Genomic DNA, 11,782 nt, shown 5'->3' with positions numbered 1-11,782 from the left:
CACCCCGGGCAGGACCGGGCGCTATTGCGACAGGCCCGCCCGTGTTCTCCGGCGGCGCACGAGCACAACGACCGTGCCGGTGAGGGCGACCAGCAGCGCGAGGGCGCCCCACACCTTGCCCCAGCCGATCACGCTGGCGATCACCAGCGGATGGTTGGGGTTGGTGCCTTCGTACTGCAAGGGTGTCAGCCGGTCCAGGCCGGGGTCGGTGCCGTCGAAGGCCATGTCTCCCCAGGCCTGGCGTGCGGCGGGGTAGGGGTCCCGTTCCACGCGCAGGTCGTGGTCCAGCATAAGCGTGGAGCGCTCCTGTGCGTCGTAGAGCGGCCACTGGATTCCCGGCGTGGCGGGATCGCCGTCCCGGGCGAAGCCCACCCACAACTCCTGGACCTGCTCGGACAGGGCCCGGTTGTCGGCGGTGTCGCCCACGAAGGTGTCGGCGGCCTCCAGAGTGCCGAACATGAACGGCAGTTCGACGGCGTGGGGGGAACCCATGCGGCCGCCCAGGTCGATCGCGGGGACCGTGGCCAGGTACATGCGCACGTCGACGCCGCGCTCGGCGAGGGCCTCGGCCATCCGGATCGCGGGCATGCGGAAGGAGACGTCCCCCGCCATGGCCATGCCCAGTTGGGCGTCGGTCAGCTCGGGCCGCTCCTGCAGGTAGGCGTCGACGACCTCCTCGGAGCGCTCGCCCACCAGCGACTCCAGCCAGGGGTCGAAGTACATGCGCGGGAGGCGGTCGAGCTCGGGCAGCAGGTACAACCAGTACCGGGCCTCGTCCAGGGTGGTGCCGATGACGACCGGGGCGGTGGGGCCCTCGGAGGACGCCAGGCGCTCGTAGGGGAGCCCGGGCAGGAGGTCGCCGTCCACGACCGGGTGGAAGGCGGTGTCGGCGAAGTGCGAGGCGTAGAGCTCGTCGGCCGCGTCCAGTATCCGATCGGTGTCCAGGTCCAGGACATCGGAGGCGCTCTCCACCCCGGCGGCCTCGGTGAACGTGGTGGCCACATCCCGGCTCCAGTCGGCGGTGGCCACCGTTCCGGAGGTCCCCGACTGCAAGATGGCGCGGTCGTAGAGACCGTCGGCCTCCTCGATGCCCATCAGCGCCGAGATGCTGATGGCGCCGGCGGACTCGCCGGAGACGGTCACGTTGTCGGGGTCACCGCCGAACGCGGCGATGTTCTCGCGCACCCAGCGCAGCGCCTCCATCTGGTCCAGCAGGCCGTTGTTCATGCTCTGTGCGTAGCCGGGGCCCGCCTCGCTCAGGTCGAGCCAGCCCAGCGGGCCCAGCCGGTACTGGATGCTCACGACGGTGGCGCCGGCGGCGGCCAGGTCCGCGCCGTCGTACCAGGCGTTGCGGGCGGTGCCGGAGGTGAAACCGCCCCCGTGGATGAACACGATGACCGGGTCGGAGCCGGAGGTGTCGCGGCTCCAGACGTTGAGCGTCAGGCAGTCCTCCGAGATCGGTTCGCCCTCGCCCAGTTCCAGGTCGCTGGGCCTTTGCGGGCATGCGGCGCCGAACTCGGCCGCGTCCAGGGGCTCGCTCCAGGACTGGACAGGCTGCGGGGGCAGGAAGCGGTTCTCTCCCACCGGGGGCTCGGCGAAGGGGATGCCGCGGAACGCCTCCAGCCCGTCTTCGCGCACCCCGGTGACCGGGCCGCTGGCGGTGGTGACGGTGGGGCGCTCGGCGGGCTCGGCCGGCTCGCGCGGTTGAGCGGTCGCCGGCCCCGCCCCTGCGGTGAACAGCAGGGCCGCGGCGACGGCCGTCGCGGCCGCGCGGGTGAACAACTGTGGCATATCGGTTCCTGTGCCGTGAGGTGGAAGGATGATGCGATAGCGTATGTTGTCATCAGTGACAATAAAAAGGGGGTGGCATGGGCAGGCCGAGCAAGGCCGCGGAGCGCACCGAGCAGATCCTCGACGCCGTGGGGCGGTGCATCGTCCGCTACGGCATGGACGGCTGGACCCTGGAGCGCGTGGCCAAGGAGGCGGACCTGAGCCGCAGCCTGGTCCGCCACTTCGTGGGCAACCGCGATGAGCTCAGCGCGTTGTTCCGAGAGCGCATCCTCACCCGCTACGGCGACATGCTGGGCGCCGACGACGGTGGGCGCCCGCCCACGGAGGTGGTGCTGGAGAAGCTGTTCTCACCTTCGGCGAACCTGGACGACTACGCCGCCATCGACGCGATCCTGGCCTCGGCCCGCTACCAGGACGGCCTGCGCGAGGAGGCCCGGGACATCTACCTGCGCTTGGAGGCGGCCATCGCCCGTGCCATGGCCCACGACAACCCCGGCTGGGGCGCCCAGCGCGTACAGGGCCGCGCCCACCGACTCCTCCTGCTGGCCTTCGGGCACTGGAGCATGACGTCTCTGGGATTCCCGGCCGACCGCACCGAACACGTGCTCACCGCGGCCCGGGAGCTGCTGGGCCTTCCCCAGAACACACCATCACACGAGGAGCCCTGCGGATGAGCCCGCACATCGATACCGCCTCCCACGCCGACATCCCGGCCTGCGCGCGGATCATCGCCCGCGCCCTGCACCGCGACCCCGTCGTCCGCGACATCGTCCCGGGCGAGGAGGACCGCATCGAGCGTCTGACCTTGCTCTACACCGCGGAGCTGCGTTCGGGCCCGGCCCGCACCGGGACCATCGACATCGCCCGCTCCGAGGACGGCGCGATCCTGGGGGGCGCGGCCTGGGAGGGGCCCCGCCGGCCCGGCTTGGGGGACCGGTGGCAGCGGCTGCGGGCGCTGCCGCTGCAGGTGCGGGCGATCGGGGTGCGCCACCTGGGGGCGACGCTCTCCACGCTGTCGCACTTCGGTGCCGCCAGGCCCCGGGCCCGGCACTGGTACCTGGCCGACATCGCCGTGGGCGACAGGGCGCGCGGACTGGGAGTGGGGTCCGCGCTGCTCACCCACCGGCTGGCCGCCATCGACCGGCAGGGACTGCCCGCCCACCTGGAGGCCACCACCCCGCAAAGCCGCCGCCTCTATGAGCGGTTCGGCTTCCAGGAGACGGGGCGGCTCGGCATCCCGAGCCGACCGGCGGCCATGACCCGCCCGCCCGCCACGCCCGATCACGCGCAGTGATCGTTGGCGGCCCGGACGGCCACCGGCACCCGACCACCTCCGCGTAGTCCTCATGCGTCGTCGGCGCAGGTCAGAAGGTAGACCAATCCGACCGAACGGAGTGGTCTAGCTCGCGCGCGTGGTATGCCCTGTTTTCGACTCGCCCCCGAGCGTTGTCACAGCCGGTGACCACCGGCGCGGAGTCGGTAGAGGGGAAGATGGGGCGGGTCGACCTGGAGAAGCGCCGCGCGGCGACCGAGCGACTGCGCCAGCTCGCCGACGCCGGGCACCTCACGTCCCGGCACGTGCGCCTGACTGCCGCCGGGCGCGGGATCAGCGAGCACACCGTGTGGCGGTGGATCGGCCCCCATGCCCCGCCGACCGACGGCCGCTCCCGGCCCGGGTACCGGCTCACCGACACCGACCGTGCCGCCTTCGTGTTCTACCAGGGCAACGTCGGGTGTACACCGTGCCCGCGCCGCGCGGTCATCAAGGGCACACCGGCGCCCAGCGGGACCGATCTGCCCGAGGAGTTCGTCCAGGGATGGCGCTGAGCCCGACCGGTGTCGCTGCGCACCCTTCAGGTCGCCTTCGCTGACCAGTTCACCGAGGCCGAGAAGGCGCTGTGGAGCAGCGGGGAGAGTGCCGCCGTGACGCCGAGGTGTACCTGTCCCGCCCGCCCTGAGCTGGGTACGCGATGCCCAGCGAATCCGTGAAAACACCATGTCCACAGCAGGCTGCCGGGGCAGGATCGCCTCTATGGACACAACTAAGCTCCGTGCCTTCGTGGCTTGCGCCTCTCAGGTGAAGATGACCCGTAAGGAGTACACCTACGTCGAGGAGACCCCGGGCGTCTCGCTGTGGTGGGAGGACGCCGTCTTCGAGCCGGGGCACACCGAACAACGTTGCCCCAAGGGCCGCGACCGTCATTGGGAGCTCTGCGCGGTGATGCCCACGAAGATGCGCACCACGCTCTCCTGTGCGTTGCAGTACGGGCATGAAGGTGAACACGCTGCGACAGCCGGGTACGTCAACGAGAACAGCGGTCTGGATCTGTACCTGTTCTGGACTGTGGGGGTTCCCGGTGCCCGGGAGATCCGCCAGCCTGGTTGCTGTCCGCATGATGGGCCAGGTACACCCGAAGAGTGCTGCACCTTGTTCACCGACCATGTCGGCGACTGCACCTTCGCCTGATCGAACAGGAACGGCTGGGGCACTCGGGCGGGACTGCGTTGCTCACCACCTTGGAACAGTCACCCCGAGATCAGCGGTGAGTATGTCCGCTGGGTGCACCCCCGTGCACCCGCAAACAGGGATGTATGACGGGAGCGGGGCGCGTCATCCATGGCGCCGTGCACCCGCTGGTGCACCCCCAACGCGAAAACGGCCCCTGGTGTGCGAACGATGTTCGCAGGTCAGGGGCCGTTTTTCGTACGGAGCGGATGACGGGAATCGAACCCGCGTTATCAGCTTGGGAAGCCGAGAACGCCCCTGACGCCTGACCTCGCGACTCGTCTACCTGCGCTGACGCGGCCCTTCTACCCGCGACTCCCCGTGGTTCCCCGCCGCTGACCGCCTCGTGTGGCACGTGTGTGGCACAACCTTTGTTCCTCTGGTGTGAACAAGGCACAGATTGTCACACCCGCTCTGTACGGTCCTGGGCAGAGCGGTTGACCCTGTGCCAGAAGTACTGAGCAGTGGTCTACGAGTCGCAGTCGCGTTACTTCGGCTCGCGCTCGGAAGGGGAGGGGCTATGTCCCCGAGGCATGTGAAGGTAAGGCTGGACTGCCGAGGTGCCCGTCAGGGCATTGACTTGTGCGTGCAGGTCGAACGGCAGGTTCCTGAACCGCTGCGGTGCACGCCGGGCGGTGGTAGGCCCGTGGGGAGTGGGAATGGGCCCAGTTTCTGCCCTGAGTGCGATGCTCTCCTCAGGGAGGGCGGTCGCCTTCGGGAGCGCGTCAACGACCTGACCAGAGGGGGCTGGGGCCCCTGGATACAGGCCGGGTCAGTGGTCATCGGATGCGGTGGCTCGTAGGGGAAACCATCCGGCTGGAACTCCTGACCCGAGGCACGTAGTTCTAGCCGGGAAGTACCGCATGCAGTAACCACGGAATCGAGCCGAGGTGCCCGGTAGCGCTGGTGGCGTTCACCCATGACAGTCGCACTCCGCTACCGGGTGCCTCGGGATCTGAGCACGTCATCAACCGATTTTGTCTGAACGGCAACCGTTCGTCTCCGGGCCGCGTCATGATGCCAAGTGGTACGGCGGTCGGCCGCGCTCGGGACCGGGCGGCAGCCCGCAGCCCGAGCAGTGGCCGTAGGCCGGCGCGACGGCGCTTGCGCCGTCGCCTTGATCCCATACAGCCCAACTCGGCAACCACACGAGGATAGGTCAGTGCTAAAGAGATTTTCTCATAAACCCACGTTTGACAAGAGTTGCATATATTACACATTTGCTTTCAGTCTCCCAAGGGGGGTGGATATTTACTTGCTTTCCGATGAGCTATTGAAAACGGGAATGGCGGAGTTTGGAAGGGCGGCCGGAAGCGCGGAAACTCGGTTTTCGAGTAGATATATGGCTATGAAGAATAAACTGAATCTTGTAAAGTCTATAACAGGCTTCCCGGGTGACGGTAGTACTTTAGATTCTCTAAGGTGGATTCTGAAAAACCCACACATATCTTTCGAGATGGCAAAGATGAAGTTGATCTCTCTTCGTATGGGTGGGCGAGGTGAAGAAAGTACAGATCACGCGCCTGATGACAAAGACTGGAAGGGGTTTATTCGCGATCTCGAGGAAGACATTGAAGACTTTCATGGAAAGTTGTTTGGTGCCCAGATGAGATTTGGAATCAAGTCGGCTTCTGATAGTCGCATGTTTTCTTCCCCTTATCTAAAAGGCGATCCTTTTGTCCGACTTGAGCTTAGGCCGGTTCGACTGGGGTTGGGTCGGGGAGTTGATCAGTTCCGTATTGAAGTTGATCTTCTATTGCATCGTTCCGGGGTGGCAGTCCTGACTTTTGTAGCGCCAATGCCGGAGGGGCAACATGTAGCAAATATTTCCAAGATGTCAGCCTCTTCGGAAGGCTTGGCTATGGATTCGGTGATGCTAGCCACAGATGTCTGGGACGGACCACTAGCGCCAGCCGAAGATTTTATTAGGGATAGCATTATTTTGGAGGAGGAAGGGACGAGATGGCGCCTTTTGGAGAGGGTAAACTTGATAACCCTACAAGACTTGTTTCGCTTGTACTCTGCGCGAGTGATTGGGCATACCGTCACGAAAAATTCTGAACCTGAAAACTGGATGTGTTATACCACTGTTTCATTGAGTGGAATGCCATGCTGCAGAAATAGGAAAACCTGGATTAGGCGTCATTCTCGTGACCTTGCTAGATTAGTTATGCGCACGTCTTCAGCTCACGATTTTCGGGCGGAATACCTGCAAGAAATTTTGAGTAAGGATCGATCCAAGGTTGAGGGTTCTTCTCATTTCTTTATGCCAGGCAATGCTCTCTTAGTTGATTGGAGCTTCCCTTATAGTGAGCGGGACGGCGACGATATGGCCGCAAGTGACTATCAACATCTCGCTTTGATTGAGAACGTACTAATTCAGTTTTGGCAACTTCGTTCCATAGACTCGGAAATGAAGGATGTTAGAGTTAGTCCTCTTGGTGTTGCTGAAGTGCAAAGATCTATAGCTCAGGGGATAAATGAATACATGTCAGCAGTTCTTTCTCGTGGAACTTCCCGAGAAGTGGTGGATTCGATATCTCAAGGGCTTGGGTTGGATCGTCTGTACTCCCGTGTAATGGACAGATCGAATAAGCTTGACCAGTTGGCGAACTCTACTTCTTCTGCCCTATCCGCCAGGAATAGTTTTCTGCTGGCAATTTTGGTTGGATTAGTTGCGGTTGTGGCGGGTCTTCCTGCGATAGAGGACACAGTTGATTCTATTTCGGTAGTGGCCAAAATAATCCCCCAAGAGGTGCAAGAATTTCTTCCGGAAGAGAGGGTTTTTTCTCTGGGGGTGTACTTTTCATTCGTTTTGGCTTTTATTTCTACAACGGCGTTTCTGGCTCTTCGGAGTTTGAGAAATAGGAGGGTTGGGAGGAGTCGTGATTTTGGCGTTCAATGGACTGAATCGAGTCAAAAAGTCTGGATAGTTGACCAGTAGAGGTACTAATGTTTATTATCGATGTAACTTCTTGTCAGATCCTTATGGCTCCGTGCCATGTGTTCTCAAAGCTCTTCGCGTAAGTATCGAACATGGCCTGATGCGAACTTCGGTTGATCCTGATTACAGGCGAAATTGCTGCAGGCATGCCGTATATATGTTGATTTGAAATGATTGTTCTCTCTGTTAGGTAAATAGAGTTGTACAGGACGGTCGAATGCGTACGGATCTCGACGCCATCGATGTCCTGGAGTGCTCGGAAGAGTAGTAAGGCGTTATTCGCCCTGGCAGGCAGGGCTTCTCCGACCTGCTCATCTCTCCCCCGCTGCTTTACCTGCTCGGATTCCGGGTCGCCGAGGAGGATACGGGTATTCACACCCTCGCGTGCCCGCGCTCCGAGGAGTTGCAGGATCCCCGCGTCGTCGGCGAGGAATAGGCCGCTGTAGACCAGGATGCCGATTTCCTGTTCTGCTGAACTGAACAGGTCCCACCACACTTTCCGAGGTACCTGCCAACGGTGTGCGTAGACACGTTGGACGTGCTCGGACGCGGGTTCGTGTGCTTCTTCTTCCTGGCTTCTTGGAGGCCAGAGAGCGTCTTCCTCGGTTTGGAGGAGATCAGCCAGCGCCCAGCGGTGTCGGGGGTAGGGCCGTTGTCCGGAGAGCCAGCGGCGGACGGTCTTGGGATCTACGCCGAGGTGTGCGGCCACGTCGATCTCAGTGAGTCGGGACGCGGCCAGTGCCTTACGCAGTGCAGCGTTCACGTCGGTGCCCTCCGGGGTGCGGGAAACCGACGATAACATAAGACGTCCCTAGACGTCCCTCAAGTTGTCCGATACGTGGTACACATGTCCGCTCACTCAGAGCATCGTTTCCGCATGTAAGAGGACTCCGACGCTTCCCTCCGTCTCGCCGTGAGTCTCACCCGAACTGACCAGGGGTGACCATGCGGAACCTGATCCCACACCTTCGGACACGCGGACCCACACGGATCCGGGCCGTCAAGCCCACACCGTGCACGGGACTCCCGTTCACTCCTCCACCTCCGGCTCGTCCCGTTGCGCCACTGGCGCGGCTGGTCCGCCCCTACGTCTTGGACGACACGAGGCATCGCCCGGTGGAGCTGGCCGACCCGTCCCAACTCGGTCTGGAACTACTCCTGGAGATCTCTCGCTTGGAGGCTGTCGCCGCATGAGTACTGGAGATGTTCCGAACACTCTGCTCCATGTCCTGCAACGCCACTACGCACAGCAGTGGTCGATCCGCCGCCACGGGGGCCTGTGGATCGCTACTGCCACCCGACACGAGATCACGCACGCGCCGACGCTGATCGAGGAGGACGTGGAGGTCTTCGTTCACCAGTTGGAGTATCCGCCTTCGGGGATCGGCAACTCTGATCTGTCTAGCAAACACCTCCGCGCAAGCGAGTCCCGTGCCGAGACCAGTTCTCGGCGGGGTTGAGGACCGACCGTAGGCCGACGCTGCTGGCTCTGCGGTTGGAGCGTCCGCCTGGTGCCGACTGAGGGGAGGACCCTTGGGTCGGGTCGGCACCGGCGGACGTTTGCAATGCCCATATCTTTTTGCAAGGTTCAAGTTGAATCGCAAGATTCGTTTTTGCCGTCCTGCCAGGAGGAACCCGCTTGAGTCCGCGCACCCCGTGGGGGACGTACCACCAGATCGCAGAGGCCCTGCGCTCACGCATCACCGCTGGGAACCTCGCACCAGGTGACGCGCTCCCCTCCGAGGCTGCTCTTGGTCAGGAGTTCAGCGTCTCTCGCACCACCGTGCGTCGTGCGCTGGCCGAGTTGGAGGCGGAGCGACTGATCAAGGCTCTTCCGGGAACCGGCCGTGTCGTGTGTACCGCCGAGGAACGGAATAGCGCACTTGCGGATGGAACCTCGCCTGCCCAGTACCGGCGCATCGCCGCTGACCTGCGAGAGCGCATTTCCAGCGGGGATCTCGCTCCCGGTGATGCCCTGCCCAGTGAGGCCGCGTTGGTCCGCCAGTACTCGGTGTCGCGCGGGACGGCTCGTCAGGCGCTCTCCGAGCTGGAGGGGACCGGGCTTGTCGTCGCCATCCACGGCAAGGGCCGGTTCGTCAAAGGGGCCGAAACGACCGCGGGTTAGCCTGGTACATGTGGGACATGTTCACTGGGCGCGGGATCTCGCGCGAGAACTGCTCGAACAGCCGCTTCCCCGACGCTGGGCGCATTCCCAGGGGGTAGCCGAACAGGCGCGGTCCCTCCAACCCGTGCTCGGCGCACATGCCGACCTGATGGAAGCCTCCGCCTGGCTGCATGACATCGGGTACTCCCCGGACCTGGCGACCACGGGCTTTCATCCCCTCGACGGCGCCCGTTACCTACGCGAGGTCCAGAAGGCTGACGAAGCCCTGGTCTCCCTGGTGGCCTATCACTCCTGCGCCGTGGTGGAGGCTGAGGAACGGGGTCTGCTCGCCCCGCTCAAGGACGAGTTCGACGTCCCACCGGATGATCTGCTGGACGCGCTCACCTACTCGGACATGACCACCGGCCCGGACGGCACACACCTGCCCGTGGAAAGGCGGCTGTCGGAGATCCTGGAGCGTTACGCGCCTGAGGACCTGGTCCACCGCTCCATCACCCGCTCCTCACCGCTGCTGACGACGTCGGTTCGGGCCGTGGAACGCCGCCTGGCCGAGGCCGGCTGACCGCTCACCCGATGTAGGTCGGGCCTCCGCTGAGAAACTGGTCCACGCGCATGCGCATGGACCGGTCCATCCGGTATCCGGACAGGTCGGCCTTGGGCGCCCAGACGACTTCCTTGGACTCGTCGCTCGGCGTGGGCTCACCCGCCAGCGGTCGGGCGGTGAACACCAACGAGAACTCCTGCCGGGCCTCGCCGTCGCTGGTGTAGTAGATGATGTGTTTCGGATCGCTGTAGATGCCCACGATCCCGGTGATCTCGCACGTCACACCGGTCTCTTCCAGCGTCTCACGCACAGCGGCCTGGGGGACGGACTCGCCCAGGTCCACCGCGCCCCCGGGCACGGCCCAGTTGCCGTTGTCGGTGCGGCAGATCATTAGGACTTCGTCGCGCTCGTTGACGACGAACACGTTCACCGACGGGACGAGGCTGTTCGCTGTCGGGGCCTCGGGGTCGTCGTAGTAGTCGATCCGCTTGCCCATGGTCTACTCCCGCGTGTACTGGGACGGTTCAGCCATGCTCTGGTGGACTCGCTCGCGTACAGCCTTAGGCGAGATTCCGAGACCGTTCAGCACAGTGGCCGCGGTGCCCTCCTCGTTGTGTACCAGTCCAAGAAGCAGGTGCTCTGCTCCGATGAAGCCATGGCCGAAACGCTGAGCCTCCGGAAGCGCCTGATTCAGAGCTTCCTTGCTCTCCTCGGCGAAGGGTACGTTTCCCCAAAGCCGCCACTTCCTCCGCCCAGGAACCTTCAGCACCTCAGCGGGGATCCTCCCAGGATCGAGCCCCAACGCTTTCAGGGTTTCAGCAGCCACAGACCCCTCCGCTCCCAGGATGCCGACTAGGAGGTGCCCAGGTCCGATAACGCTGCTCTTGTGCGTGACTGCTTCTTCTTGGGAGAGAACCACCACGCGTCTAGCGTGATCGTTGAACATCTGGGCCATGCTTCGAGTTCCTAGGTCATGCGAGCGGGGATGCTTGTGCCCATACCTTCTCGTAGCTCTCCAGGTAGGTGCTGACCATCTCCCCGCCCGGGATCTTGCGCAGGTGGAAGACGGGGGCCTCCGAGGCCATCGCGCCGTAGACGTGCGTGTTCACGATCAACTGGTCATCGGCGCGGTAGAGCGAGTTGTACAGCGTCGTCCCGTGGAGACGGAACTCCACTCCTGGTACCTGGCGCAACGACCGGTACAGCACGATGACGTTGCGGATCTTCGCCGCGAACAGCTCGTTCAAGCCTTCGTCCCGGCCGCGCTGGGCCACCGCCTCGCTGTCGGGGTCTCCCAACAACATGCGCACACGGACCCCCGCCTTGGCCTTGTCCGCCAGCAGCTTGATCATGCTCGGATCGTCGGCCAGGAAGAACCCGCTGAAGACCAGGACCGAGATCTCCTGCTGGGCGTTCTCGAAGATGCGACGCCACAGATCGTTCGGCACGCTCCACCGGTGCGGGTAGATCTCCACGATCTCGCTCTGTGAGGCGGCCTTGCTCTGCTCGGGGGACAGGGCCTTGGGCCAGAGGTAGGTCTCCTCCACGCCGAGGTAGGCCGCTGCCGCGTAGCGGTGACGGCGGTAGGGGGTGCGCCCCTGGGTGATCCAGCGCTCCACGCTCTTGGCGTCCACGCCGATCTCCTCGGCCAGAGTGGCCGGGGTGGCTCCGCGCTGGAGGAGCGCGGCTCGCAACCTCTCGTTCGGCATGTACCTCGGGGGTTCGCTGGATGTCTGGGGACGCGCTCACATTATCGAGACGTCCTGAACACGTCCAGCCATGTAGTGATCCCGTCCCGGCCCTGCCAGGGATGGTGGAACCCTCGCCGCCACCCGAGAGCGGCGACGGATGCGACAGCGACGAACAGGAGCG

General features: G+C 63.9%; 12 protein-coding genes. 7 read left to right on the top strand and 5 right to left on the bottom strand.

Annotated features, from left to right (window positions below; genetic code table 11):
• Window positions 1-21 precede the first annotated feature (21 nt).
• Window positions 22-1,791 (bottom strand): carboxylesterase/lipase family protein, encoded by a 1,770-nt coding sequence (locus FYX01_RS14365; protein ID WP_150241517.1) that lies wholly within the window; start codon window positions 1,789-1,791, stop codon window positions 22-24.
• A 77-nt stretch (window positions 1,792-1,868) separates the two neighbouring features.
• On the opposite strand from FYX01_RS14365, the gene FYX01_RS14360 reads away from it, so the two are divergent.
• The 5 genes from FYX01_RS14360 (at window position 1,869) to FYX01_RS14340 (ending at window position 7,241) form a co-directional block, all read left to right on the top strand.
• On the top strand, window positions 1,869-2,465 hold the full coding sequence (locus FYX01_RS14360) for a TetR/AcrR family transcriptional regulator (RefSeq protein ID WP_150241515.1): 597 nt from the start codon (window positions 1,869-1,871) through the stop codon (window positions 2,463-2,465).
• Window positions 2,462-3,085 carry a GNAT family N-acetyltransferase gene (locus tag FYX01_RS14355; RefSeq protein WP_150241513.1) on the top strand — a complete coding sequence of 208 codons (624 nt, stop codon included), beginning with the start codon at window positions 2,462-2,464 and terminating at the stop codon, window positions 3,083-3,085. Before FYX01_RS14360 ends, FYX01_RS14355 begins: the two co-directional genes overlap by 4 nt.
• A gap of 197 nt (window positions 3,086-3,282) precedes the next feature.
• Window positions 3,283-3,618, top strand: a complete 336-nt coding sequence (locus FYX01_RS14350; RefSeq protein WP_190394327.1) for a hypothetical protein — start codon at window positions 3,283-3,285, stop codon at window positions 3,616-3,618.
• Between the two features lie 256 nt (window positions 3,619-3,874).
• The gene (locus FYX01_RS14345) at window positions 3,875-4,258 is read left to right on the top strand and encodes a hypothetical protein (RefSeq protein ID WP_150241509.1); all 384 of its coding nucleotides are present in this window, start codon (window positions 3,875-3,877) and stop codon (window positions 4,256-4,258) included.
• Between the two features lie 1,387 nt (window positions 4,259-5,645).
• Window positions 5,646-7,241 (top strand): hypothetical protein, encoded by a 1,596-nt coding sequence (locus FYX01_RS14340; RefSeq protein WP_150241507.1) that lies wholly within the window; start codon window positions 5,646-5,648, stop codon window positions 7,239-7,241.
• A gap of 34 nt (window positions 7,242-7,275) precedes the next feature.
• On the opposite strand, the gene FYX01_RS14335 is transcribed toward FYX01_RS14340, so the two are convergent.
• Window positions 7,276-8,004, bottom strand: coding sequence for a helix-turn-helix domain-containing protein (locus FYX01_RS14335; protein WP_223830462.1), 729 nt, complete (start codon window positions 8,002-8,004; stop codon window positions 7,276-7,278).
• An 876-nt stretch (window positions 8,005-8,880) separates the two neighbouring features.
• Here FYX01_RS14335 and FYX01_RS14320 point away from each other — a divergent pair.
• Both FYX01_RS14320 and FYX01_RS14315 read left to right on the top strand, forming a co-directional pair.
• The gene (locus tag FYX01_RS14320; protein ID WP_150241501.1) at window positions 8,881-9,366 is read left to right on the top strand and encodes a GntR family transcriptional regulator; all 486 of its coding nucleotides are present in this window, start codon (window positions 8,881-8,883) and stop codon (window positions 9,364-9,366) included.
• 49 nt (window positions 9,367-9,415) lie between these two features.
• Window positions 9,416-9,928, top strand: coding sequence for an HD domain-containing protein (locus tag FYX01_RS14315; protein ID WP_150241905.1), 513 nt, complete (start codon window positions 9,416-9,418; stop codon window positions 9,926-9,928).
• Between the two features lie 4 nt (window positions 9,929-9,932).
• Here the strand turns inward: FYX01_RS14315 and FYX01_RS14310 are convergent, their stop codons facing one another.
• From FYX01_RS14310 to FYX01_RS14300, 3 genes are read right to left on the bottom strand one after another with little or no spacing between them, the layout of a single operon-like run.
• Entirely contained in the window at window positions 9,933-10,406 is a 474-nt protein-coding gene (locus tag FYX01_RS14310) for an NUDIX hydrolase (protein ID WP_150241499.1), read from the bottom strand.
• 3 nt (window positions 10,407-10,409) lie between these two features.
• Entirely contained in the window at window positions 10,410-10,865 is a 456-nt protein-coding gene (locus FYX01_RS14305; RefSeq protein ID WP_150241497.1) for a Clp protease N-terminal domain-containing protein, read from the bottom strand.
• Between the two features lie 16 nt (window positions 10,866-10,881).
• Window positions 10,882-11,619, bottom strand: a complete 738-nt coding sequence (locus tag FYX01_RS14300) for a DUF5919 domain-containing protein (protein ID WP_150241495.1) — start codon at window positions 11,617-11,619, stop codon at window positions 10,882-10,884.
• Window positions 11,620-11,782: the final 163 nt, after the last annotated feature.

This window comes from Nocardiopsis quinghaiensis (assembly GCF_008638365.1).
In the GTDB taxonomy this organism is placed as follows: domain Bacteria; phylum Actinomycetota; class Actinomycetes; order Streptosporangiales; family Streptosporangiaceae; genus Nocardiopsis; species Nocardiopsis quinghaiensis.
Note: the sequence above shows the minus strand (reverse complement) of the source record. Positions and strands in the feature narration are given on the sequence as shown.